At 70.6% G+C, this 24,704-nt stretch carries 21 protein-coding genes and 1 pseudogene; 12 read left to right on the plus strand and 10 right to left on the minus strand.

Annotated elements, in window-relative coordinates:
• Positions 1-331: 331 nt before the first annotated feature.
• From pta to JJJ15_RS10410, 4 genes are all read right to left on the minus strand, one after another.
• Positions 332-2,386 (minus strand): phosphate acetyltransferase, encoded by a 2,055-nt coding sequence (gene pta, locus JJJ15_RS10390; protein WP_106108591.1) that lies wholly within the window; start codon positions 2,384-2,386, stop codon positions 332-334.
• Positions 2,387-2,923: 537 nt separating this feature from the next.
• Positions 2,924-4,129: an EamA family transporter gene (locus JJJ15_RS13270; RefSeq protein ID WP_246742029.1), complete on the minus strand. Its 1,206-nt coding sequence runs from the start codon at positions 4,127-4,129 to the stop codon at positions 2,924-2,926.
• 49 nt (positions 4,130-4,178) lie between these two features.
• Complete coding sequence (locus tag JJJ15_RS10405; RefSeq protein ID WP_200510685.1) at positions 4,179-5,489, minus strand: LacI family DNA-binding transcriptional regulator; 1,311 nt, start codon at positions 5,487-5,489, stop codon at positions 4,179-4,181.
• A gap of 150 nt (positions 5,490-5,639) precedes the next feature.
• Positions 5,640-7,301 (minus strand): MFS transporter, encoded by a 1,662-nt coding sequence (locus JJJ15_RS10410; protein WP_200510686.1) that lies wholly within the window; start codon positions 7,299-7,301, stop codon positions 5,640-5,642.
• A gap of 186 nt (positions 7,302-7,487) precedes the next feature.
• Between JJJ15_RS10410 and guaA the strand changes: the two genes are divergently transcribed.
• The 5 genes and pseudogenes from guaA to JJJ15_RS10430 all read left to right on the plus strand — a co-directional run bounded on the left by guaA (position 7,488) and on the right by JJJ15_RS10430 (position 11,844).
• A complete protein-coding gene (gene guaA, locus JJJ15_RS10415) occupies positions 7,488-9,080 on the plus strand; it encodes a glutamine-hydrolyzing GMP synthase (RefSeq protein ID WP_200510687.1) in 1,593 nt (530 codons plus the stop codon).
• Positions 9,081-9,305: 225 nt separating this feature from the next.
• The gene (locus JJJ15_RS10420; protein WP_246742030.1) at positions 9,306-9,533 is read left to right on the plus strand and encodes a type II toxin-antitoxin system prevent-host-death family antitoxin; all 228 of its coding nucleotides are present in this window, start codon (positions 9,306-9,308) and stop codon (positions 9,531-9,533) included.
• A pseudogene (locus tag JJJ15_RS13610) lies at positions 9,524-9,760 on the plus strand (type II toxin-antitoxin system VapC family toxin); the annotation flags it as partial. The gene JJJ15_RS10420 and the pseudogene JJJ15_RS13610, both read left to right, overlap by 10 nt.
• Positions 9,761-9,818: 58 nt before the next feature.
• Complete coding sequence (locus JJJ15_RS10425) at positions 9,819-10,424, plus strand: GrpB family protein (protein ID WP_200510689.1); 606 nt, start codon at positions 9,819-9,821, stop codon at positions 10,422-10,424.
• Positions 10,425-10,686: 262 nt separating this feature from the next.
• Positions 10,687-11,844, plus strand: a complete 1,158-nt coding sequence (locus JJJ15_RS10430; RefSeq protein WP_246742031.1) for a DUF2974 domain-containing protein — start codon at positions 10,687-10,689, stop codon at positions 11,842-11,844.
• A gap of 170 nt (positions 11,845-12,014) precedes the next feature.
• On the opposite strand, the gene JJJ15_RS10435 is transcribed toward JJJ15_RS10430, so the two are convergent.
• From JJJ15_RS10435 to JJJ15_RS10450, 4 genes are all read right to left on the minus strand, one after another.
• Positions 12,015-12,524, minus strand: a complete 510-nt coding sequence (locus JJJ15_RS10435) for a GNAT family protein (protein WP_200510690.1) — start codon at positions 12,522-12,524, stop codon at positions 12,015-12,017.
• 256 nt (positions 12,525-12,780) lie between these two features.
• Positions 12,781-13,962 (minus strand): ABC transporter permease, encoded by a 1,182-nt coding sequence (locus JJJ15_RS10440; protein ID WP_200510691.1) that lies wholly within the window; start codon positions 13,960-13,962, stop codon positions 12,781-12,783.
• On the minus strand, positions 13,949-15,091 hold the full coding sequence (locus JJJ15_RS10445; protein WP_200510692.1) for an ABC transporter permease: 1,143 nt from the start codon (positions 15,089-15,091) through the stop codon (positions 13,949-13,951). The genes JJJ15_RS10440 and JJJ15_RS10445 overlap by 14 nt, the downstream gene beginning before the upstream one ends.
• 1 nt (position 15,092) lies before the next feature.
• A complete protein-coding gene (locus tag JJJ15_RS10450; protein ID WP_200510693.1) occupies positions 15,093-16,088 on the minus strand; it encodes an ABC transporter ATP-binding protein in 996 nt (331 codons plus the stop codon).
• Positions 16,089-16,445: 357 nt separating this feature from the next.
• On the opposite strand from JJJ15_RS10450, the gene JJJ15_RS10455 reads away from it, so the two are divergent.
• The 6 genes from JJJ15_RS10455 to JJJ15_RS10480 all read left to right on the plus strand — a co-directional run bounded on the left by JJJ15_RS10455 (position 16,446) and on the right by JJJ15_RS10480 (position 21,833).
• On the plus strand, positions 16,446-17,624 hold the full coding sequence (locus JJJ15_RS10455) for a histidine kinase (RefSeq protein ID WP_246742032.1): 1,179 nt from the start codon (positions 16,446-16,448) through the stop codon (positions 17,622-17,624).
• A gap of 2 nt (positions 17,625-17,626) precedes the next feature.
• Positions 17,627-18,268 carry a response regulator transcription factor gene (locus JJJ15_RS10460; RefSeq protein ID WP_200510694.1) on the plus strand — a complete coding sequence of 214 codons (642 nt, stop codon included), beginning with the start codon at positions 17,627-17,629 and terminating at the stop codon, positions 18,266-18,268.
• A 363-nt stretch (positions 18,269-18,631) separates the two neighbouring features.
• A complete protein-coding gene (locus JJJ15_RS10465; RefSeq protein WP_246742033.1) occupies positions 18,632-19,864 on the plus strand; it encodes a DUF4143 domain-containing protein in 1,233 nt (410 codons plus the stop codon).
• A 205-nt stretch (positions 19,865-20,069) separates the two neighbouring features.
• Complete coding sequence (locus JJJ15_RS10470; protein WP_200510696.1) at positions 20,070-21,089, plus strand: aldo/keto reductase; 1,020 nt, start codon at positions 20,070-20,072, stop codon at positions 21,087-21,089.
• A gap of 193 nt (positions 21,090-21,282) precedes the next feature.
• Positions 21,283-21,558, plus strand: a complete 276-nt coding sequence (locus JJJ15_RS10475; protein WP_200510697.1) for a type II toxin-antitoxin system RelB/DinJ family antitoxin — start codon at positions 21,283-21,285, stop codon at positions 21,556-21,558.
• The gene (locus JJJ15_RS10480; RefSeq protein WP_200510698.1) at positions 21,558-21,833 is read left to right on the plus strand and encodes a type II toxin-antitoxin system YafQ family toxin; all 276 of its coding nucleotides are present in this window, start codon (positions 21,558-21,560) and stop codon (positions 21,831-21,833) included. The genes JJJ15_RS10475 and JJJ15_RS10480 overlap by 1 nt, the downstream gene beginning before the upstream one ends.
• 68 nt (positions 21,834-21,901) lie before the next feature.
• On the opposite strand, the gene JJJ15_RS10485 is transcribed toward JJJ15_RS10480, so the two are convergent.
• Complete coding sequence (locus tag JJJ15_RS10485; protein WP_200510699.1) at positions 21,902-22,750, minus strand: aldo/keto reductase; 849 nt, start codon at positions 22,748-22,750, stop codon at positions 21,902-21,904.
• A gap of 35 nt (positions 22,751-22,785) precedes the next feature.
• Complete coding sequence (locus JJJ15_RS10490; protein ID WP_246742034.1) at positions 22,786-23,115, minus strand: helix-turn-helix transcriptional regulator; 330 nt, start codon at positions 23,113-23,115, stop codon at positions 22,786-22,788.
• A gap of 119 nt (positions 23,116-23,234) precedes the next feature.
• Here JJJ15_RS10490 and JJJ15_RS10495 point away from each other — a divergent pair, with 119 nt between their 5' ends.
• Positions 23,235-24,665 carry a DHA2 family efflux MFS transporter permease subunit gene (locus JJJ15_RS10495; RefSeq protein ID WP_106110556.1) on the plus strand — a complete coding sequence of 477 codons (1,431 nt, stop codon included), beginning with the start codon at positions 23,235-23,237 and terminating at the stop codon, positions 24,663-24,665.
• Positions 24,666-24,704: the final 39 nt, after the last annotated feature.

The following is a 24,704-nucleotide window of genomic DNA, read 5'->3' on the forward strand; positions in this document are numbered from 1 at the left end:
CCTTTCGTGGCTTGAACGGTGTCTTGGAGGAGCGGACCCCGGGCGGGCCGGGCGCCCGGAGGGCGACCAGCACGGGGTTCGTGCCGAGGGGACGGGCCGGGCGCCCGGGAGGGCGGTGGCGCGACGTCCCAGTCGGGTGCCCCGGGCGTCCCGGGTGGGAGCCCCGGGGCTGCTTGGTGGTGTCCCGGTTCTGGACGCCCCGGGGCCAACTTCTGCGGCGCCGAGCCGAGCCGGACAGAAAGCCCGGTCCCGGGCGCCCGGGAGCCAGCGGGTGGCGGTGCGGGAACCGGCGGGTGCCCGCTGGCCAGCTGGGTGCCCCGGGGCCGGGGCCTCAGCCCTGGGCCTGGACGGCGGTAATGGCGACGGTGTTGATAATGTCCTCCACCAGGGCGCCGCGGGAGAGGTCGTTGACCGGCTTGTTCAGGCCCTGGAGGACCGGGCCGATGGCGATCGCGCCGGACGAGCGCTGCACCGCCTTGTAGCCGATGTTGCCAGACGACAGGTCCGGGAAGATAAAGACGTTGGCTCGCCCGGCCACCGCCGAGCCGGGGGCCTTCTTGGCGGCCACGGTGGGGTCGATGGCGGCGTCGTACTGGATGGGGCCCTCCACGGCCAGGTCAGGGGCCTTGGCGCGCACCAGCTCGGTGGCCTCACGCACCTTGTCCACGTCCGCGCCCTTGCCCGAGGTGCCCGTGGAGAAGGACAGCATGGCCACCCGGGGCTCGACCCCGAACTGGCGGGCGGTGGCCGCGCTGGAGATGGCGATGTCGGCGAGCTGCTCGGCCGTGGGGTCGGGGTTGACGGCGCAGTCGCCGTAGACCAGGACCCGGTCCTCCAGGAGCATGAGGAAGACCGAGGAGACGATGGAGGTGCCGGGCCTGGTCTTAATGATCTGGAAGGAGGGCACGATCGTGTGGGCGGTGGTGTGGGCCGCCCCGGAGACCATGCCGTCGGCGTCGCCCATGTGCACCATCATGGTGCCGAAGTAGGACACGTCCTGGATCTTCTCGCGGGCCTGCTCCAGGGTGACACCCTTCTTGGCCCGCAGGCGCGCGAACTCCTCGGCGTACTTCTCACCCAGCTCGGGGTCGGAGGTGGACACCACGCGGGCGGCGGAGATGTCCAGCCCCAGCTCGGCGGCGCGGGCGCGCACCGCGGTCTCCTCGCCCAGCAGGACGATGTCGGCGATACCCCGGCGGACGATGGCGTCGGCGGCCCGCAGGATCCTGTCGTCGTCGGGCTCAGGCAGGACGATGGTCCTACGATCGGATCGTGCGCGCTCCACCAGCTCGGCCTGGAACATAATGGGGGTGACCACCTCGCTGGGCTCCACCTCCAGGGTGGCCAGGAGGGCGTCCACGTCGGCCTCCTTCTCGAAGGTCGTAATGGCCACGTCCAGCTTGCGCTCCGAGCCGTAGGCCAGCTCCCCGGTGAGCTTGCCAGCCGCCGACGCCGCCTCGAAGGTGTCGTAGGGGGAGGTGATGACCGGCAGGGGTTGGTGGAGCCCCTCCAGGAGGCGGCGGGCGTAGGGGGCCACGCTGAAGCCGCCGTTGAGGACCAGGCCCGCCAGGCTGGGGAAGCCGGTGGAGGCCTGGGCCGCCGCCAGGGAGATGAGGACGGCGGAGCGGTCCGCCGGGACAATGACCAGCTGGCTCTCGGCCAGGCGCTCCAGGACGTGGGAGACGTCCATGGCGGCCACGAGCACGGACTCGGCTTCGCGCTCCAGCAGGGCGGGGTCGCCCACAATGAGGGTGCCGTCCAGGTGGTCCATGACCTCACGCACCGAGGGGGCGGACAGCAGCGGCACCTCCGGCAGGGTGGTGACGGCGACGTCGTCCAGGCCGCCCAGGGTGCGGGCGACGGCGTCGCGGGTGGCCGGGAGGCACTTGTTGGCGACCACCGCCACGGTGCGGGCGTGCTCGGTGGCGATCTCGGCCATGGAGACCTCCACCGAGGAGCGGACCTCCTCGGGGGCCGCGGCGCCGGAGACCACCAGGAGGACCGGGACGCCGAGGTTGGCGGCCACGCGCGCGTTGAGCGCCAGCTCAGGGTTGCCGGCGACGTCGGTGAAGTCCGAGCCGTCGATAATGACGACGTCGTGCTCACGGGCTACCGCCCGGTAGGCGGACACGATCGCGGCCAGGGACTCCTCGGGGTCGGCGTGGTACTCGTCCCAGGTGGTGCCGATGGCGGCGCTGGTGGGCGTGGCGGAGCCCGAGCGGGCCAGGAGGAGGTCGAGGAAGGGGTCGGCCTGACGGCTGGTCACGAAGGGGCGGAAGACACCGACCTTTGCGACGACCTTCGTCAGGGTGGAGACCAGGCCCAGGGCCACGGTGGACTTGCCGGTCCCTGCGGCAGGGGAGGCGATGTAGATGCTTCGCGCCACTTTGCGTCCTTCTCGCTTGTCTTGTGCACGGGGGCTTCCCGAGTGGTCCGGTGCGTCCGACCAGGGCGTGCCCGGAGGGGACGGTCACCGGGCACGATTGTGCCCCCTGCGAGCCGGGCGTGTGACCAAAGGCCCCCATCAGATGGGGTCCGGGCGTGTGGGAACCGGCACAAGGTGGTCAGCGGCCGGGTCTGACGGGCTGGGCGCCCGGCAGTGGCGCGCCCCGCCTCGTAGTTGCACATTCTTTTTACAATCAGCGATCAAGAAACGTTGGGATCACGCGGATCTTTCTGGGGCGTAGGTGTCAGGGACGAGGATGAATGTGCAACAGCGGCACCGTTGCACATTCATCTTGTTCCCGGCCTCTTCCCTGAAGGACAAATCGTTGGAATCACGCCATCGGCCTGGGTCCGCTCCCGGAATGAATGTGCAACTGGCCCCGCACGGGTGCCGGTCCGCCGTGCGGATCGCCGAGGACGGGCGGTCCGCGACGTACCGGCCCCGCACGGGTGCCGGTCCGCCGGTGGCACGGGCCGGTCACAGGAGGAGGACCAGGGTCCCGGCGGTCAGCAGTACCAGGCCCGCCCCGGTGCGCCGGTCGGCCCGCTCGCGCAGCCACAGTGCTGAGAAGGCGGCCGTGACCAGCACCGAGAGCTTGTCGATGGGGACGACGACACTGGCCGGCCCGGCCTGGAGGGCCCGGTAGAAGCACAGCCAGGACGCGCCGGTGGCCAGGCCCGAGGCGGCCAGGAAGACCCAGGAGCGGGACGTGAGCGTCGGGATCTGGCGGGTCGAGCCCGTGGCCAGGACAATGCCCCAGGCCAGGGCCAGGACCACCAGGGTGCGTATGGCCGTGCCCAGGGTGGGGTCCACGCCCTCGATCCCCACCTTGGCCAGGATCGAGGTCAGGGCCGAGAACACCGCGGAGGCCACGGCCCAGGGCAGCCAGTGGGCGTGCCAGGCCAGCGGGGACCACCAGCCCCGGGAGCGCCCCGGAGCCGTCCCGGACGTCTCGGGGGCTGCCCCTGGCGTCTTGGGGGTCGCCCCTAATGGCTCGGGGACTGCCCCGGGTGCCCCGGGAACCGTTCCTGGCTTTGTGGAGGCCGTCCCGGGCGTCTTGGGGGTCGCCCCTGGCGCCCCGGGAGCCGCTCCTTGGCTGGGGACGGCGTGGGTAGCCTGGGCCACTGTGCCCCGGTCTGCGGAGCCCGCCCGCCCCGGGGACGCCGGGCCGGGGGAGCCCGTCCCCGCCAGCTCACCGCCCGCCCGTCCTGCGTCCGTCACGCCCTCCTCGCCGCGCGGGTTCCCGCTGTCCGCCGCCCGACCGCCCGCTGGCTGGATCATGAGCCAGGTGCCCAGGGCCATGAGCACCATCCCGACCCCCTTGGCGGCGTCCAGCGGCTCGTGCAGGAGCAGGGCGGCACCCAGTATGGTCAGGATCGTGGAGGACTTGTCCACCGGGGTCACGCGGATGACGTCACCCAGGGCGATCGCCCGGAAGCCGGTCAGCCAGGCGGCGCCGGTAGCCAGCCCGGAGGCGACCAGGAAGACCCAGGTGCGGGTGGACAGGGACGACATGCTCCCGGCTGTGCCCTGGAGCGCGACCACGAGCCACGCCAGGACGGCGACGACCACCGTGCGCAGGGCCGTGGCCAGGTGGGAGCTGACCCCCTCGATCCCGATCTTGGCCAGGACCGCGGTCAGTCCCGCGAAGAGAGCCGACCCGCAGGCAAGAAGGATCCACATGGCCCTGACGCTACGCCTCAGGCCCTATGGTAAACCTATGTGAGGTTGCTCATATTTTGCCTGGTGCTCTGTCCGCTCCTGGCCCGTCCGGTCGGGTGGGGTGCCGGACACGCGGGCGGGGCGGGAGCGGGGTGCACTCCGGGTCGCTCAGGCGGGCGACGGCGGGCGGTCGCGCGGGCGGGGTGGAGACAGAACCGGCACCAGCAGGTGCGGGGCCATTGGCTCCGGTCACGCGGGCGGGGTCGGTGGACCCGGTGGACCCGGTGGACCCGGTGGGCCTGGTGGCATTGGTCCCGGTCACGGGGGCGGGCGGCCCGGTCGGCGCGGTGGTCCTGCGCAGGACCAGGCGTCCGGGCAGGACCCGCTCGTGGGGGACGCCCCCGCTCTCCAACGCGGCCAGGGCGGCCTGCACAATACCGACGGCGTCCTGGTGGACGGTGGTCAGGCCCAGCGCGCCCGCCGGGGAGTGCCCGGCCTTGGCGTCGTCAAAGCCCGTCAGACCGACGTCCTGGGGGACCCGCAGGTCGGCGGCCCGCAGGACGTGCAGGATCCCCAGGGCCAGGGCGTCGTTGGCACCGACCACGGCAGTGGGCCGGCGCAGGCCCCCCGACGTCGGCCCCAGGGCCAGGAGCACGTCGGCCCCCGCCCGCACGCCGTCGGACTCGTCATAGCCCCCGACACTGACCTCGGTGACCTCCAGGCCCAGGGCGGCGGCCTCCTCGGCGGCGGCCCCCGCCCGCACATCCCCGCTGCGCCGTCCGACCACCCGCGTCACCACCAGGTGACGGTAGCCCTGGCCCGCCAGGTGGCGGACGACCTGGCGCATGGCGGAGGCGTCGTCGGTGTGGACCGAGAAGACCCGCCCCTCCAGGGCCGTGGGCGCGTAGGCCCCTACCACCGCGCAGGGAACCTGGGCCAGCAGGGACACCGCCTCGGCGTCAGGGGCGGCGGAGGAGATGAGCAGGATGCCGCGCACGCGCTGGCGGGTCAGGGTGTGTACCGCCCGTGACAGGGGCACGGTGGCCGATGACATGGTCAGCACCAGGTCCAGGCCCCGGCGGGCCGCCGCGTCGTGGGCGGCGTCCAGCACGCAGGCCGTGAAGGCGTCGTGGCCCTCGAAGATGACGCCAATGAGGGCGGTCGTGCCCGCCCGCAGGCGCCGGGCGTTGAGGTCGGGGGTGTAGCCGAGCTCGGCGGCCGCGGCCAGGACGCGCTCGCGGGTGGTTGGGGAGGCCCCGGGCTTGCCGTTGAGGACGATGGAGACCAGGGCGCGGGAGACGCCAGCGCGACGAGCGACGTCGATCATGCGGGGCGGGCGGTGCTCTCGCGGGACCGTGAGTCTGTGCAGGGGCGGTGGCATGTGGCGATTCTCCCACGCGCCTCGTCGCCGGTTGCCGCGAGTGCCCGGCAGCCGCGAGGGGCCTGGCGCGGACCCGGCCTGGGCGCCGGACCCGCCCAGGTACGGCGCTGCCCGCCTACGCCCGCCTACCCGGCCGGGCGCCGGACCCGCTCAGGCGTAGCGTCGGCGCATCTCCACCTCGATCTCCTCCAGGGACTTGCCGCTGGTCTCGGGCATGATCCTGTAGAGCACCATCGCGATCACCAGGTTGAGGACGCCCAGGAGCGTGTAGGTCGCGGCGCCGCCGAGGTTCTCCATCATCCAGGGGAAGGCTGAGGACAGGGCCGCGTTGGCGATCCACATGCAGAAGATGGCGGTGCCGTTCATGGCGCCACGCACGTTGGTGGGGAAGAGCTCGCCCATCATGGTCCACACCACCGTGCCATTGGAGGACTGCACAATGAGCATGAACACGCCCATGAGCGCCAGGATCGCCCAGGCGGCCCAGGCGGGGGGAGTGGTAGCGGAGGCCATGGCGGGGGCGATCTGGAACCTGAAGATCGCTGCGATGGTGAGCAGGCAGGCACCCACCCCCAGGACGTCGGCGATCAGGATCTGGCGACGGCGGAAGCGCTGGATGATCCAGATCCCCGCGAACGCGCCGACGACGCTCATCACGCCGTTGGCGATCTGCGCCGTAATAGAGGCTGAGGCGGACATTCCCGCGTACTCCAGGACCTTGGGGGCGTAGTACATGACCGTGTTGACGCCTGTGGTCTGGTTGACGATTGCCAGGAAGATTCCTACCGCCAGGAGTTTGCGCAGCCAGGGGGTGGCCAGGACGTGGCGCAGTCCCCGGGCCTGCCCCTCCTGGGTCTGGGCGGCGCGGTGGGAGGCCACCATCTGGGCGAGCTCCTCGGCGACGGGCCCGTCCATGGCCTCGTTGCGCACACGCTTGAGGGAGCCGACGGCCTCCTCCAGGCGGGAGTGGGACAGGTACCAGCGGGAGGTCTCCGGCATGCGGCGGATACCGATCCACAGGGCGAGCGCCGGGATCGTGCACAGGACGAGCATCCAGCGCCAGGCCGAGCCGTTGCCCCCCGAGACGGTGAGCTGCTCCAGGAAGGCGTGGTAGTCCGCGGGGCTCAGGCTGCCCCCCTTGGAGGCCTGGAGGGCGGAGACGGTGTCGAAGGAGTAGGTGCCCGGGGCCAGGTGGCCTGAGGGGTCGGCCGTCACGGTGAGCTCGGGGCCGCCGCTGAGGCGGGAGACGACGGCGTTCATGGTGAAGGCCACGAGCTGGCCGGTGACGATCATGAACTGGTCCACCGCCATGATCGAGCCGCGGATGCGCTTGGGGGCGGTCTCGGCGAGGTAGACGGGCACGGTGGCGCTGGCCCCGCCTACCGCGAACCCCAGGACGAAGCGTGCCAGGTACATGACGGCCAGGTTCGGCGCCGCGGTGGTCCCCAGGGCCCCCGCCACGAAGAGGACGGCCAGGAGCAGGAGGTTGTGCCGGCGCCCCCAGCGGTCGGACATACGGGCCCCCAGGAGCGCCCCGAAGGCCGCCCCCACCAGGAGGAACCCGGCGATCCGCCCCTCCTGGGCGGAGGTCAGGGCCAGCCCGGCCGCCCCGTGGGGCATGTACATGTAGGGCAGGGCCCCGGAGATGACGCCGGTGTCGTAGCCGAAGAGGAAGGAGCCCAGGGTGGCGACGGCGGTAATGGCCAGGACCTTGACCCTCCTGCCGGAGGCGGGGACACGGTCGGCGACCTCGCGCAGCTGGGTGTCGGTGAGGTCGGCCGGGTCGGAGGCCGTCGGGGTGGTTGAGCTCATGGGGGGCCTTTCACGTGGGACCGGGGTAGATCGATCCAGGACGTGGGGAAGTGTAGTGGAGACCCGGGCTGGGGCCCGCCGGCCGGGCAGCCTCATAACCCCCGTTCTCGCGACGAACAAGTACCGTTCTCGCGGCCAATAAGTACCGTTCTCGCGACGGTGGCGACGGCGGCTATCCTGGCCCATGTGACGACCACCCCTGACAGCCCCACCGGCCAGGCCCCCCGGCCCGTCCTCGTGGTGGACTTCGGCGCCCAGTACGCCCAGCTCATTGCCCGCCGCGTGCGCGAGGCCCGCGTCTACTCCGAGATCGTGCCCCACACCATGCCTGTGGCGGACATGCTGGCCAGGCACCCCGCCGCCATTATCCTGTCCGGCGGTCCCTCGTCGGTCTACGCCGACGGCGCCCCCGGCGTGGACCCGGCCCTGTTCGACGCCGGGGTGCCGGTCCTGGGCATCTGCTACGGCTTCCAGGCCATGGCGCAGGCCCTGGGCGGGACCGTGGGGCGCACCGGGACGCGCGAGTACGGGCACACCCCGGCCACCGTCCGGACCGGGAGCTGCCTGTTTGACGCCACCCCCGCCGACCAGGTCGTGTGGATGAGCCACGGCGACGCCGTCCAGGCTGCCCCGGCTGGCTTCACCGTGACCGCCTCGACCTCCCAGACCCCGGTGGCCGCCTTCGAGGACCGCTCCCGTCGTCTCTTCGGCCTCCAGTGGCACCCGGAGGTCCTCCACTCCGAGCACGGCCAGGCCGCCCTGGTCAACTTCCTGCGCCGGGGCGCTGGCATCCCCGGCACCTGGACCCCGGACAGCATTATCGACACCCAGGTGGCCCGCATCCGCGAGCAGGTGGGGCAGGACCACGTCATCTGCGGCCTGAGCGGGGGGGTGGACTCCTCCGTGGCCGCCGCCCTGGTCCACCGGGCCGTCGGCGACCAGCTCACCTGCATCTTCGTGGACCACGGCCTGCTGCGCGCCGGGGAGCGTGAGCAGGTGGAGCACGACTACGCCGAGGGCATGGGCATCCGCGTCATCACCGTGGACGAGACCGAGCGGTTCCTGGCTGCCCTGGAGGGCGTCACCGATCCCGAGGCCAAGCGCAAGATCATTGGCCGGGAGTTCATCCGCTCCTTCGAGGCCGCCCAGCGCCGGGTCGTTGAGGAGGCCTCGGCCGCCGGCGGGAGGATCCGCTTCCTGGTCCAGGGCACGCTCTACCCCGACGTCGTGGAGTCCGGGGGAGGCGAGGGCGCCGCCAACATTAAGAGCCACCACAATGTGGGGGGCCTGCCCGAGGACCTGGACTTTGAGCTCATTGAGCCGCTGCGCACCCTGTTCAAGGACGAGGTGCGTGCCATTGGCCGTGAGCTGGGGGTGCCCGAGAAGATCGTGGCCCGCCAGCCCTTCCCCGGGCCCGGCCTGGGGATCCGGGTCATTGGCGAGGTGACGGCGCAGAACCTGCGCGTGCTGCGGGCCGCCGACGCCATTGTGCGTGAGGAGCTCACGGCCGCCGGGCTCGACGCCGAGATCTGGCAGTGCCCGGTGGTGCTGCTGGCCGGGGTGCGGAGCGTGGGCGTGCAGGGCGACGGGCGCACCTACGGACACCCCGTCGTGCTGCGGCCGGTGAGCAGCGAGGACGCCATGACGGCGGACTGGACGCGCCTGCCCTACGACGTGCTGGCCCGTATCTCCACGCGCATTACCAACTCCGTGCCCGAGGTCAACCGGGTGGTGCTGGACTGCACCTCCAAGCCCCCGGGCACCATTGAGTGGGAGTGAGGGCCCTCGTAAAACCAGGTTAAACATTAAGCGAGGACGTGCTCCGTCACCGCGCCCCAGAATCGCGAGGGCCCCGTAAAACCGGGCTCAGCGTCCAGGAGGTGCGACGCCGGAGCCGTTTGTACGTGGCGCGCAGCGGCGATCGCGCTCAACCTTCGAGCCGGGTTCGAGACCGGTCCTGCTGGTCTTGACCCCCTCGGGCTCGGCTGGGACCATGGAGCCGTGATGAAGCAGTACAACGTGGCTGAGGCCAAGGCGCACCTCTCCGACCTCTTGGCAAGGGTGGAGAGGGGCGAAGAGGTCATGATCGTGCGTGCGGGCAGGTCCGTTGCTCGGCTCGTCGCCGTGGAGGAGCCGAACCGCAGGGTGTTTCCCGCCTACCCGGAGTACGATATCCCCGACGAGATCCTTGATGCTCCGTTGCCCGAGGGCGAACTTGCTCTATGGGAGTAGCGGTGGACGTTCTTCTCGACACCAACGTGGTTGCGCGGCTCCTGGGGACCGCGGGCCGCAGGATCCGTCCCTCTGCGCTCGATGTTCTTTCTCAGCCGCGCCACCGTCTCTGGGTCTCCAGCGTCAGTGCTTACGAACTTATTAACAAGGTACGTCTAGGAAAATGGCCGCAGGCGGAGATGATCGCCTTGGGCTGGATGGACCGGCTATCTGATATTGATGCTCAGCCTCTGGCCCTGGACATGCAGGACATGATCGCAGCCGCCTCCCTGATGTGGGAGCGGCGTGAGAATAACGGAGGAGAGAGGCGTCATGACGAAAAGGTTGCTGGAGATGACGCTCGAGGAGCTCTGGGAGCTGTTCCCCATCGAGCTGACGGAGCACCGCAGCGAGTGGGCGGCACAGTATGCGCAGATGGAGGCGAGGCTTCTGGGGATCCTGCCGAGTCGTGCGGTCGTGCGCATTAGCCACATCGGGAGCACGGCGGTCGCGGGGATCTGGGCCAAACCCATTGTCGACGTACTCGTCGAGATCGAGGAGGGGGAGGAGAAGGACGTCGTCGTCAGGCTCCTTGAGCGCAGTGGCTTTCTCGTGATGAGCAGCGAGGAGCGCCGGGCCTCCCTGAACGCCGGGTACACGGAGGACGGGTTCGCCGACGAGGTATTCCACATCCACCTGCGCTTCGCGGGCGATAATGATGAGCTCTACTTCAGGGACTTCCTCAACGACCACCCGGAGATGGCCAAGGAGTACGAGGCGCTCAAGCTGGGGCTGTGGCACCGGTTCGAGCACGACCGCGATGGCTACACGCAGGCCAAGGGCGACTTCGTGAGACGCGTGACCGGTGCGGCCCGGGCCGCGTACGGCAACAGGTACTCGGAGCGCGCCTGAGGCCTGCCGCCCGCGGTCGTGCACAGCCCGCAGCACTATCGGGCTCGCCAGCACTCCGCGGTCGCCCGGGAGCATTCTCCCGCCTCCGCACCCGAGGGACCACATGGTGCCCGACTGCACGTCCAGGCCCTTGGGCGCCGTCGGGCGGGAGTGGGTAGCGTCGTCGGGGAACCCGGCAGCCGCGCCGCGACGTGCGGACGCCGGGTCCGCAGCGGAGGGGACGGTCCTGAGAGGGGACGGTCCTGATCGGAGGGGCAGTACAGTGAGCCGTACACGGAACATGCTCGACTACGTGCGTACCGAGCTCGACACCTTTGACGGGCGCGGTTTCTGTACCGTTGACAGCCTCGTCCTGTCCTGGCTGGCCTACACCCGCCTCCCGGCCGACGACCCCGCCCTGGCCCCGGCCCTCGGGTGGGAGGGGGTACGCCTGGCCGACCTGTACCGTGCCGAGTACTTTGCCACCTACTACGCCGGCATGTGGGGCGAGGAGCCGGGCCTGGACCTGCTCGCCGCCGTGGCCGCCAGCCCCCGGTTCCGGGACGCACGGGTCATGGGCTACGTGGACGCCACCGACCCCCAGGCCGAGAAGCAGTTCGCGGCCATGACCTTCCGGCTCACCGAGGACCTGTCCTACGTCGCCTTCCGGGGCACGGACGCCTCCCTCGTGGGCTGGAAGGAGGATTTTAACCTCGCCTACCGCTGCCCCGTGCCCTCCCAGGTCGAGGCGGCTCACTACCTCGCCGACGCCGCCGCCCGGGTCGGTGGCGACCTGCTGGTTGGCGGCCACTCCAAGGGCGGCAACCTCGCCGTCTACGCGGCGGCGACGGCCCCGCGTGACGCCAGCGGCCGCGTGACGCGGATCTTCTCCCACGACGGGCCCGGCTTCCTCGCGGAGTTCCTCGCCACCGAGGACTACCGCCGGGTGGAGGGCCGGGTTGAGAAGACGCTTCCCCAGTCCTCGGTGGTCGGGATGCTGCTGGAGCAGCAGGAGGGGTACCGGGTGGTGCGCAGCAACCGTGCCATGATCTGGCAGCACGACCCCTTCTCCTGGGTGGTGGAGGGCTGCGACCTGGTGACCCTCGACGGCCTGACGGCGGACGCCCGCTACCTCAACCGCACCGTGAGCGCCTGGCTGGGCAGCCGCACGGTTAAGGAACGCGAGCGTTTTATTGACACCCTCTACTCGGTGATCGACCTCGGGGACGTGTCGACGACCCACGAGCTGCGGGCGGACTGGCGCCGCAGCATCCACGTGCGGGCCCGCGCCTTCGCGGAGCTCGACGCCGAGACGCGCTCCTTCGTCACCCAGACCCTGACGGCACTGGTGTCCCTGGGGGTGCGGGTCGTCCCGGACCTGCTCGTCGAGGACCTTCAACGGGTGCGCTCAGGCACCTCGGCGGCGGCTCTGGGGGCCTGAGGGCGCGCGACGCCGTCATTCAGGGCAGGGTCGTGGGCCACGAAGGACGTTTTCGCCGGTACCTCCCCGGTACCTCCCCGGCAGAAGGGCCCGAAGAATCCGATGGCGTCATTCTCGGCAACGTAACGAGAGACGTGTTGGTTCCGAAACGGGCGGCGTCAGACGCCGGTTCAGGCGACGTGCTTCATCTCGACGAAGTCGTATTCGCCGCCATTGGTCGCTTGCGTGAAGTGGCGCACGACGTGGAACCCGCTGCCCTCGTACACCTTGATTGCTCGCTGGTTGAATGACGCGACCGAGAGGCGGATCTCCGTGCCCGGGTACTCCTGTTGGATCCAATCCAGATTGCGCCTCATGAAGTCGCGCCCCAGGCCGCGGCCAGTAAGGTCTGGACGCAGCCCCAGCCCGATCTCCACAAAACCGCCCTCGTCTACGACGCCACCGGAAAGAAATCCGATCAGCTGTCCCTGCCGCCGCGCCTGGAGAGAGAACTCCGGCCACAGCGCGGGGGTGATAAACTCTTGGTAGTCGTCCGGGTCCGCCGTCATGTCGTAGAAATCGTAGGGCGGCGGATACTTCCACCCGTCCGCGATCTCCCTGGCGGTCGGCTCGTCCATCGGCAGGTACACGAGCTCGTTATCGGTCTGATCGGGTGGCGCGAGACGCGACTGGTGGTTCATCTTTCTCTCCGGTGTGGGCGAAGGGGAATGGGGGCTTCTGCCGGCGTGCTCGTGCTGGGGGGCAGGCTCGCGCCGGACCCTCGTAGTCCCCGCTGACGCGTCCCTGTCCCGGGGCCGGGCCGGCTCCCCCAGAGCGTCTCCCAGAGCGGGGACCGGGTAGACGAGGTGACGTGCCCCTGTCCCGGGGCCGGGCCGGCTACCCAGGTGGTAGCCGGGCCAGCTACCTGGGTAGCCGGCCCGGCCCCGGGACATATTCTCACAGTGACGAACGCGCCCGGGTGCGTCCCACCGCCAGCCCCACGCTGAAGATGGCCACGGCGAACAGGGCGCACACCCCGCAGTTGGTCAGCAGCGGCAGCACGGTGTCGGCGGAGACGGAGGTCACCTCGGAGGCGCCGGTCATCGCCCTGTTGGCCCAGTACGTGGGGGTGAACCGGGCGACGGTGACCAGGGCGGCGGGCATGAGGTCGGTCGAGATCCACGCCCCGCCCAGGAAGGACATGGCCAGGCCCCCGATATTGGCGATGACGTTCGCCGCGTTCTCCTTCAGCCCCAGCTGGCCCAGGAGGAAGCCCAGCGAGACCGGTACCAGCGTGTAGGCGCCCAGCGCGGCCGCGACCACCCCCAGCAGCGGGGCCGCGGAGACCAGGTACCCCCGGCCGAAGACCGCCACCCCCAGGCAGAGGATCCAGGCCCACCCCATCAGGCCCACCACCAGGCAGGACCCCATGAGCCCCCGGCCGCGCTCCCAGCCGCTGACGGGTGCGGCGGACAGCCGTGAGCGCACGGCCCGGCGCCCCAGCGACGTCATGAGCGTGGAGACGGCCACAATGGCGAAGGCCGTGAGCGGGTAGAGGGAGAACTGGGCGTACACCAGGAGGCTGCGCGGCAGGGGCGTGGCCTCCTGGGGTACCAGCTCGGCGGACGCGGTGTGCTTCATGGCGGCGTCGGCCAGGGCGACGGCCCGGGCGGGGTCGTCGGTGACGGTTCCCAGGTAGGTGCGCACCTGCTCCAGGTAGGAGGTGGTGCGCACGTCCATGAGCGAGCCGGCCGCTGACTCGTAGTTGACGACGGTCTCCAGCGCCGGCGGCTTGCCGCCCTGGCGGGCGGAGGCCTGGAGGGACTGCCCGTAGCCGGCGGGGATAATGAGGATGTAGGAGATGCGGTTCTGGGCGGTGGCGTCCTGCAGCGCCTGCCGGGAGTCCTTCAGGGGCCGGGCCTCACCGACGGACCCCAGGTAGCGGGTCACGCCCCGGGAGACCTCCGAGCCGTCACGGTCGACCACCGCCACGGTGGCGTGCGTGTCGACCACCTCGTCGGCCGTGTCCGTGACGGACAGCCCCATGAGCAGGCCGAACATGGACAGCGTCAGCAGGTACACCAGGATAATGACCCGGTGCGCCGCCACGATCCGCAGTGACGTCCTAAAGGTGCTCATGGCTCATCCTCCTCATACGGACCAGGGCCAGGCCCAGGAACAGGCAGGTCATGCCCACCATCACGGCGCAGTTGCGGGCGAAGGGGGCGAGGCTGTCGTAGTAGAGCAGCCCGTAGAAGCTGTGGGCGGACTGCCACAGCGGGTTGGCCTGCGCCAGCAGGGGGACGTTGTACTCGACGGCGTCGGCCAGCTTCTGGGCCCCGGACCCGTACAGGCCGGTGAACAGGGACAGCAGGCAGGAGATACCGGAGATAATGCCCGTGTTCATCTGCCGGGAGGTCCCCAGCAGCGCCCCGGCCGCGCAGGACAGGAGGCTGGAGACCCCGATGGCCACCAGGCACAGCAGCATGTGGGGCCCGAAGTCCACGCCGACCACCAGCCGTATGAAGGCGAAGGCGACGAGCAGGCAGACCAGGACGCAGACCCACGCGGCGGCCAGCGTGCCGACCAGGATCCTCCACCGGGGCAGGCCCGCCAGGGTCAGGCGCGTCCCCAGGTGGGAGGAGGTGGCCGTGACCCCCTGGACCGCGGTCATGGCCACGGCGGTGCCCATGCCGCAGGCGAAGGCCATTAGCGAGAAGTAGTAGCGGACCTGCGGCTTGACGGTCGACGAGGTCACCTGCGCCCGCTGGGTGAGGACGCTGTCGGTGTCCGGCGGCCCGGCCTGCGCCCCGGCCGTGGCCAGGACCTCGTACTCGGCCCGGGTCTGGGTATAGGAGTCCAGGACCGCGCGCAGCACCATGACCGTGTTGCCCTTGCTGCCGGTGTTGGCCTCCTGGGTCACGTGCAGGACGGGGCTGCCGTCCTCCACGTCGAGGTAGCCGACGGTGTCCCCCTTCCGGGCGGCCTCCTGGGCCTGGTCCGCGGTGGCGTAGGGGGTGGGGTTGAGCAGGTGGCGTTCGCCCTCCTGGGAGACCGTCCTGACCGTGGCGTCCAGGCCGGTGGCGGCGTGGTAGGCGTCGTCCTGCACCACGCCCAGGTTCAGGGGGGTGGCCTGGTAGGACTCGTCCAGGCTGGAGAACATGGCCATAAAGAGACACGACAGGATGACGGGGAAGGCCACGACCCACAGCAGCAGGATCTTGTCGCGCAGGAGCCGGAGCACCTGGTAGGTGAAGACGGAGAGCATGTCAGGCCGCCTCGTCGCGCAGGGCCCGCCCGGTGATCTCCAGGAAGACGTCGTTGAGCGTGGGGGGCTCGGAGGTGATCCGCCCGAAGGTGATCCCGGCCCGGGTCAGCATCCCCAGCACGTCGGAGAGGTTGTGCGCCCCCGGTGAGCACTCGACCACCAGCTCGGGGGCCTGGTAGGAGGCGGTGCGCACGTGCTCCAGGCGGCGCACGTGCTCCAGGACCTCCCTGTCCAGCACGTCGGGGGCGATGACCTCGGCCCGGATGCGCTCACCGACGCCGATCATCTGCTTGAGCTCGTCGGCCGTGCCGGAGGCGACCCGCCGTCCGGCGTCCATAATGACGATCTGGTGGCACAGCTGCTCGACCTCCTCCATGTAGTGGCTGGTGTAGATAATGGTGGCGCCCTGCTCGTTAAGACGCTTAATGCCCTCCAGGATCGCGTTGCGGCTCTGGGGGTCCACGGCGACCGTGGGCTCGTCGAGGATAATGAGCTCAGGGGCGTGGGCGATGCCGCAGGCGATATTGAGCCGGCGCAGCAGGCCGCCGGAGAGCTTGCCCGGCTTGAAGCCCGTGAACTTCTCCAGCTCGACGAAGGCGATCGCCTTCTTCACCAGGCGGCGTCGTCGGGCGCGGTCACGCACGTACAGGGCGCAGAAGGCGTCCACGTTCTGGGCCACGGTGAGCTCGTCGAAGACGGCCACGTCCTGTGGCACGACGCCGATCCGGCGCTTGAGGTCGTAGGAGGTCGCCGTCATGCGCTCCCCGAAGACGCTGATCTCACCCCGGTCGTAGGTCAGCAGCTGGAGCAGGCAGTTAATGGTCGTCGTCTTGCCCGAGCCGTTGGGGCCCAGCAGGCCCAGCACCTCCCCCCGGGCGATCCGCAGGGACAGGCCGTCGACCGCGACCAGCTCCCCGTAGCGCTTGACCAGGGAGTCCACCACCACCGCGTCGCCGGGGGCCGACCCGCCCCGGTCGGGTGCCGTCTCACCGTCCATACCAGCTCCTTAACGCTGCTCGTCGTGCGCCCGCGTGCCTGGGGCTCGCCCTCATGCTCCGCTGGCGCGGTGGGCCGCGGAAGTGCCTGGTGTCATAACGTACGGGGCCGGGGCATGACTTCTGTCATGGGTGTCCGGGCACGTCCGCCGCCGGGCTGGTACGCGGCCCGGCGCGGCAGGCTCCGGGGGTGTGCGGCGGGATCGACTCGGCAAGGTGCGGCGGGCCTGGTGCCGGTACGCGGCCCGGGGCGCCAGCCGGCAGGCCGGCGTGCTGACACTGGCGGCCTCCCGGGCCTGGGACGGTGCGCCCCCGCGTGTGGGCTGTGCCCGTGACCGGGGACGGACCATAATCTCCGCGTGAAGGTTCTGACGGACAAGGGCGTGGTCCTGACAGGCTGTCTCCTGGTGACGGTGCTCCGGGGGCCGGTGGACATGGTGGCCGTGACCTGGCTGCTCCTGGCCGTCATCGCCGCCGGGACGTGCGCGGTGGTGGGGCGGCGGTCGGCGGTCGTCGTCCCCGCCTCCTACCTGCTGCTGGGCGGTCTCACCTCGGCGTCGGTGGCCGGGGCGCCCCTGGCCTTCTACGACCTGGTGCGCGCGGTGCCGGGCTCCCGGCCCGCCCGCCTCCTGGCCCCGGTCTGCGGCGCCGCGCTCCTGGTGGCGGGGCGGCGGGCGGGGCCCCGGTCGTTCTCCCTCGTCGCCGTGGTCGTGGTGGCCCTGTCCGCCACCCTGGCCTTGCGCACCGTCCAGGAGGAGAGGGCGCGTGCCAGCCTGCACGCGGTCAGGGACGACCTGCAGATGAGGATCCTGGCCCTCCAGGCCGTCAACGACCGCCTCCTGGCGACCCAGGACCACGAGGTGCGTGCCGCCGTCCTGGGTGAGCGCACCCGGATCGCCCGCGACATCCACGACGGCGTCGGGCACGTCCTGACCCGCCTCCTGCTCATGGTCAAGGCCCTCCAGGTCACCCACCGGGACGAGGAGGGCCTCGTGGCCGACCTGGCGGGGCTGGACTCCTCGCTGGGCGAGGCGCTGGACTCCATGCGCCGTAGCGTCCACGCGCTGTCGGACCAGGGCGAGGACCTGCCTACCACCCTCAGCGTGCTGGCCTCCCGCTGCGGTATCAGCCAGGTCGGGGTCGACTGCGCCCTGGAGCAGACGCCCCCGGCTGCGGTCAGCCGCTGCGTGGTGGCCGTGGTACGTGAGGCGCTGACCAACGCCGCGCGGCACGGGAAGGCGACCTCGGCACACGTCAAGGTGGTCGACTACCCCGCGTTCTGGCAGGTCACGGTCGATAACGACGGTATCCTGCCGCGGGACGAGGTGCTCGGGACCGCCGGTCCGAACGGCGGCGTGGTACGGGGGAGCAGGGACCTGGGGCCTGGCGCCACGGCCCGCCTCGCCACAGGGGCCGGGTTCCCGCGCACCGGTATGGGGCTGCACTCCATGGCCGAGCGGGTCGAGGCCCTGGGCGGGACGTTGCGGGTCACCCTGCGTCCGCGGTTCACGGTCTTCGTCATGATCCCGAAGGAGTGAGCATGAAGGTCCTTATTGTCGACGACGACACCTTCGTGGCCCAGTCGCTGGCCACTATCCTGTCGGTGGAGCCCGACGTGGAGGTCGTGGGCCTGGGCGCCTCCGGCCCCGAGGCGGTGGAGGGGTACCGCCGGCTGCGCCCCGACGTCCTGCTCCTGGACGTCCAGATGCCCGGCGGCGACGGACTGGGCGCGGCCGAGACGATCCTTAACGAGGACCGGGAGGCGCGCATTGTCTTCCTGACCACCTTCGCCGACGACGAGTACATTGTCCGGGCACTGAGGATGGGGGCGCGCGGCTACCTCATGAAGCAGGACGTGGCCCGTATCGCCCCGGCGCTGCGCTCGGTCATGGCTGGCGTGTGCGTGCTGGAGGGGGACGTGCTCGAGCGCAGCGCGGCCATGGGCCTGGGGAGGCGTCCCGGCCGGGTACCCAGGAGCCCTGTCTTCTCCCCCCTGACCGAGCGCGAGTACCAGGTGGTCGAGGCCGTGGCCCAGGGGCTGGACAACGCGGAGGTGGCGGACCAGCTCTTTATGAGCGCAGGGACGGTGCGCAACCACGTCAGCTCCATCCTGGCCAAGCTGGGGCTGCGCAACCGCACCCAGGTGGCGGTGCTGTACTACCGCTCCGCGCAGTCCGGCTGACTGGCCCTGCGCCCGGTGTCCATGAGCGCGAACATCGTAGGGTACCAACCATTTCCCATCCGACTGCGTCCCGCACCTGCTCTCAGGCTCGCCGCCTCGCCGAGGCCGCGGCGGAGGCGGTGGCGGTGCGGCGGGCCCCGCTCCTGGCCAGACGTCGCGGGCGCCGCGCTCGCCTACCACCCGCTGCGGGAGGGTGGGTGCGGCGCTCGGGCGACGCCACATGGCGGGTTGGGACGACGCCATATGACCGGTTACAATGACGCCACATGACGGATTGGATCGACGCCACATGCCAGGTTGACATGGCGCGGCAAGGGCGTAGGGGAGGGAACCGTGGAGCAGGAGGGCTATCTGCCGAGAGTCGTGGATCGGCTTGTTGACGACATCCTCGGTTACTCGGGGGGCGTCCTCATCGAGGGCGTCCGCGCCTGCGGCAAGACCATGACCGGACGTCGACACGCCTCCTCCGAGATCGCGCTGGACTCCGGGCTGCCGCAGCTGCGGGCCGCCCTGGACGTCGATCCCTCGCTCCTCCTGGTCGGCGACGTGCCGCGTCTTCTTGACGAGTGGCAGATCGAGCCCTCACTGTGGAACCTCGTGCGCAGGGAGATCGACTCCCGTCGTCACCCGGGACAGTTCATCCTCACGGGATCGTCCGTCCCCGCCGAGGACGCCGCGCGGCACTCCGGAGCGCACCGGATCTCACGGATCCGAATGCGGCCCATGACCCTGTTCGAGCGCGGTCGCGGGGACGGCAGCGTCTCCTTGGCGAGTTTGTTCAACGGCGAGGCGCCGGCGCCGGCGCTTAACTCCGGCGCCGGTGTACGCGAGGCCCTGGACGACCTGGTGCACGGAGGATGGCCGGGGGACCTCGATCTGACGACGCCTCAGGCGCAGCGCCGCCTGCGCGACTACGTCGAGGACATTGTCAGTATCGACGTCGGTCGCCTGGACGGCGAACCGCGGCGGGATCCTGTGCGCCTGCGCGCCCTCATGCGCTCCCTCGCCCGGCACGTCGCGACAGAGGCGTCTTTCCGCACCATCGCCAGGGACGTGGCCGGGCAGTCCCTGAGCGCGGAGACCGCCATCGCCTACGTGGGCGCCCTCAGACGCCTCTTCGTCGTCGAGGAGCAGCCGGCCTGGGTGCCGCACCTGCGGTCCCGTTACGTGGTGCGCACGTCGTCGAAGCTGCACTTCGTCGACCCTGCGCTCGCCGCGGCGGTGACGGCGACGTCCTCGGAGCGCCTCCTACAGGACCTGGAGACCGCCGGGCTCTGGTTCGAGTCCCAGGCGGTGCAGCACCTGCGGATCTTCTCCGAGATGTGCGGCGGACGCCTCTACCACTACCGGGACAAGGCGGGGAAGGAGGCGGACGCCATTGTGGAGCTGGACGACGGGCGCTGGGCCGCCTTCGAGGTCAAGCTGGGGCAGCGCCAGATCCCGGCGGCGCAGACCTCGCTCGCTGCCTTCGTGGCCGATATCGACACTGCACGGACCCCTCCTCCGGCACTCACCGCCGTCATTACCGCCGACGGACCCGTGATGACGCTCCCCGACGGCGTCGTCACCTTCCCGCTCAAGGCGCTGGGGCCGTGAGCGGGCCGGGGACGGCCGCCTGGACCCAGGTCGTGCGTGGGCCGGAAAAGGCTCAGGGCGCGGGCCCGGCCGGGTGGGACGCCTCCTTACAGCGAAAGGGAGCCGCTGAGGCTGGGCGCCGGCGTCGGACCGCACCCCGGGCGGCCTCCAGGGTGGCTCTGGCAGGGCCTGGCCGGGGTCGGTGCCGGGCACCCATACTGGCGTCATGCAGTACACGACACTTGGCACCACAGGCATTACGATCCCGCGGCTGTGCATCGGGGGCATGAGCTTCGGCAAGGTCTTCCCGGACTTCCACCAGTGGGTCATTGACCAGCCCTCCACCCAGGCCGTCATCGCCCGCGCGCTCGAGCTCGGCGTCACCTTTATCGACACCGCCAACGTCTACGCCCACGGCACCAGCGAGGAGTACATCGGGCAGTCCCTGAGGAACCTCGGCGTCGCGCGCCAGGACGTGGTGCTGGCCTCCAAGGTCTATTTCAATGAGGGGCACCTGAGCGCCGAGGCCATTGAGCGGGAGATCACGGGCACGCTCCGGCGCCTGGGCACCGACTACCTCGACCTGTACATTATCCACCGCTTCGACTACTCCACCCCCGTGGAGGAGACCATGGAGGCCCTGGACCGCCTCGTGCGCGACGGCCGCGTACGGGCCCTGGGCGCCTCCGCCATGTACGCCTACCAGCTGCACAACCTGCAGGTGGCGGCGGACGCCCACGGCTGGACCCGCTTCGCCAGCATGCAGAACCACTACAACCTCCTCTACCGCGAGGACGAGCGGGAGATGATCCCCGTGGTCGAGCAGTACGGCATGTCCCTGACCCCCTACAGCCCGCTCGCCTCCGGGCACCTGACCCGCCCCACCTGGGACTCGCCGTCCGTGCGCTCGACGACGGACGGCACCATGCGCGCCAAGTACGACCGCGACCGCGAGATCGACATGCCCGTCATCGAGCGCGTCGCCGAGGTCGCCGCCAGGCACGAGGTGCCCATGGCCGACGTCGCGCTGGCCTGGCACTGGGCCAGGGGCGTGGCCGCCCCCATTGTCGGCTGCTCGCGGCCGAGCCGCGTCGACGACGCCGTGCGCGCCCTGGATCTGACCCTCACCGCCGAGGAGGTCGCCTACCTGGAGGAGCCCTACGTGCCCCACGAGCTCGTCGGCCCGCTCGCCCGACCCGGGGAGAAGGCCCTCGCCGGGACGGCGGTGCGCACGACGCGCCGCTAGGGGCCGCCGGGGCGCCGCTAGGGGCCGGCGGTGCGCCGCTTCACCTCCCAGGACCTGGTCCAGGGCCGCTGACATCCTGGTGAGGCGGCGTCCCGGGTCCGGGCGGTGCCGGGCCTCACGAGCCCGTACCACATCGTGTTACGCCATGATACGATGAGCATGCTGATGCAGTGAGGTGTGGGCGGGAGACCTGATGGCGACTAAGACCCTCAATGTCAAGATCGACGACGACGACAAGCGTCTATTTGTTGAGCTCACTCATCAGATGGGGACAACCCCGTCACATGCGGTGCGCATGTTCGTGCGCGCGTTCAATGAGTTCAAGGGCTTCCCCTTCGACACGTCCCGTCCATACGTCATGAGTGCCGAGGCCCGGCAGGCCTACGACGAGGTTGACGCAGAGATCTCCGCGGGCACCGCCAGGCGCTACGGGAGCGTCGCAGACTTGCGCAATGACCTGGACCTGTAGTGCTCGACATCGTCATCTCGAGTAAATGCAGGAAGGACCTCAAGCGGGCTAGAAGACGCGGCCTCGACATGGATGCCTTCTTCGCGGTGGTTGAGATGCTTCGACGTCGCGAGACGCTACCTGTCCGTTATCGGGATCATGCGCTCACGGCCGACCGGGCTGGACTGAGGGACTGCCACATCCGGCCCGACTGGGTGCTGATCTACCAGATCAGGGAGACGGAGCTGGTCCTGGTCCTGGTGGAGACTGGAAGTCACGCCGACTTGGTCCTGTGATCGCGCCGGGGCCCGGCGCGATCGGCCGCGCGGGTCAGGCGGGGCCAAATAGCTGGGGTGGCTGCACCTCACGCCTGCCGGGAGTAGTCCATGACGGTGGTGACGAAGGCCGGCGGCTCGTCGGGCACCTGGTAGTAGGGCCGCTGCGGCAGGGCGTTAATGGCGGCCACCTCCTCCCCGGTCAGCGTGAAGTCGAAGATGTCGAGGTTGTCCGCCATGTGCTGCGGGTTGAGCGTCTTGGGGAAGGTGACATTGCCCTCCTGGAGGTGCCAGCGCAGCACGACCTGGGCGGCGGTCTTGCCGTACCTGGCGGCGGGCCCGGTCAGGGCGGGCTCGGCCAGGAGCGTCCTGTCCCCGTGGCCGAGCGGGTACCAGGCCTCGAAGACGATGCCGGTGTCCGCCAGAGCGGCCTTGAGGGCGTGCTGGTTCCAGTACGGGTGGGCCTCCACCTGGAGGACGGCCGGGACGATCCGGGCGACGTCGAGGATCTCGTGGACCTTCGCGGCGGAGAAGTTCGACAGGCCGATGGAGCGGACCTTGCCCGCCTCGACCGCCTCCTCCATGGCCCTCCAGGCGGAGACGTACTCACCGTAGGGCTGGTGGAGGAGCAGCAGGTCGACGTAGTCCGTGCCCAGGCGCTCCAGGGTGGCGTCAATGTCCTTGCCGCACTGGGCGTAGGGGTAGCTCTGTGGGAAGAGCTTGGAGGTAATGAAGAGGTCCTCGCGCGCGACCGGGCTGCTGGCAACGACCCGGCCGACGGCGACCTCGTTGAAGTAGGCGTTGGCGGTGTCAATGTGCCTGTAGCCGGCGGCGATCGCCTCGGGCAGGTGCGCGGCGACCTCGGCCGACGTCATCTGGAAGACGCCGTAGCCCAGGACCGGGATCGTGTGGCCGTCGTTCATGGTGAGGGACTGCATCCGGGGCTCCTTTGGTGTGCGCGCTGTCTGACGTATCAGTCTTCACCGCGTAGCGACTGTTGTAAAACGCCGGGCTCGGTCGGGGCGGGCCCGGCGTCCGTGGCGGTGCCGTCCGCCCCGGACGATGGCGCCGGACCCTGCGGCCCGGCGTCGTCGGGCGCCGTCAGCAGCGCGTCGACGCTCGTCCCCAGCAGCGCCGCCAGGCGGGGCAGCGTGGCCACGTCCGGGTAGTTGATGTCGTTCTCCCACTTGCTGACCGCCTGCGGGGTCACCCCCATGCGCTGGGCGAGCCGTTCCTGGGTCATCCCCCGCGCCAGCCGCAGCCGTGCGATATTGCGTCCCACCGAGTTCATCTGCTGGTTCATCTGCGTCTCCTTGCTGTCCGTGCCGTCTGCCGGCCGCCGTCGGGCGGCGTGCCGGACTCGGGGACGCGGTAGGGCGGGAACGCCGGGCACCGACGGTGCCGGTGGAGGACAATGGCGCCGTGCCCACCTTTGAACGCAGGCTCGACGCCCGCCTCGTTATCGCCGTCGTCGCCGTCGGCATCACCTCCTTCGCCGGGGTCGTGGTCGAGACCGCCATGAACATCGCCTTCCCGGCCCTCATGAAGGAGTTCGGCGTCTCCACCTCCACCGTCCAGTGGGTCACCACCGGCTACCTCCTGGTCCTGGCGGCGATTATGCCGGTCTCCTCCTTCCTCCACCGGCGCCTGCGCACCAGGACCCTGTTCGCCCTGGCCATGGCGGCCTTCCTGGCTGGCACGGTCATGTGCGCCGCCGCCCCGCACTTCTCCCTGCTCGTCCTCGGCCGCCTCGTCCAGGGCGTGGGCACCGGCATAGCCCTGCCGCTCATGTTCAACATGGTCCTGGAGCAGGTGCCCCTGGAGCACCTGGGCACCATGATGGGCGTGGCCACCCTCATTACCGCCGTCGCCCCCGCCGTCGGGCCCTCCTTCGGCGGCTACCTCATTGGCGCCCTCGGCTGGAGGTCGGTGTTTATCGTCCTGCTGCCCTTCCTGGTCATCGCCGCCGTCCTGGGCCTGCTGACCATCCGGCAGGCCACCCGGCCCCGGTCCGACGCCGTCTTCAGCCCCCTGCAGTTCCTGGTCATGGCCGCCGGCTTCACCGCCCTGGTGCTGGCCACGAACGCCGCCGGGCAGACGGGGTGGACCAGCCCCCGGGTCCTGGGGCTGCTCGCCCTGGCGCTCGTCCTCGTCGCCGCCTTCTGCGTCCTGTCGTCCCGCTCCGAGCGCCCGCTCATCCGCATCCGGATCTTCGCCGACCGCACCTACACCCTCAGCGTGGTCTACGTCGTCCTCATCCAGGCGGTCGTGCTCGCCCTGGGCTACCTCATCCCCTACTACGCCCAGGTCAGCGCCTCCATGGGCTCCTTCGCCGCCGGGTGCCTCCTGCTGCCCGGCTGCGTCCTGGGCGCGTGCCTGACCCCCCTGGGCGGCCGTGTCCTGGACCGGCTGGGCCCGGCCCGCCCCATCCTGACCGGTGCCGTCTGCGGCGTGCTCGCCATGGCCCTGTTCGCCGCCGTCGGCGTGGACGTCCCCGCCCCCTGGCTCGCCCTCGTCTACGTCATTATGCCGCTGTGCCAGGGGCTGTCGGTGTCCAACTCCATGACCAACGGCCTACGCTCCCTGCCCGACCACCTCCAGGCCGACGGCAACGCCGCCTTCAACACCATCCAGCAGCTCGGCGGCGCCGTCGGCACGGCCGTGGCCACCGCCGTGGTCAACGCCGCCCAGAGCGCGGACCCTGACGACCTGGCCGCCGCCACCCGCAGCGGTACGCACACGGGGTTCGTCGTGCTCCTCGTCCTGGCCGTCCTCGCCCTGGCCGCCGCGGCCAGTGTCTTCGTCAGCCCCGTCGCCGACCGTCGTACTGCGCGCGGGGCCCGCCACGGTTAGAGTGCCTCGGGTCTGCTCCGCGGAGAGTCCGACGAGAGT

The sequence above is a fragment of the Actinomyces sp. HMT897 genome (assembly GCF_016626125.1).
GTDB lineage: Bacteria > Actinomycetota > Actinomycetes > Actinomycetales > Actinomycetaceae > Actinomyces.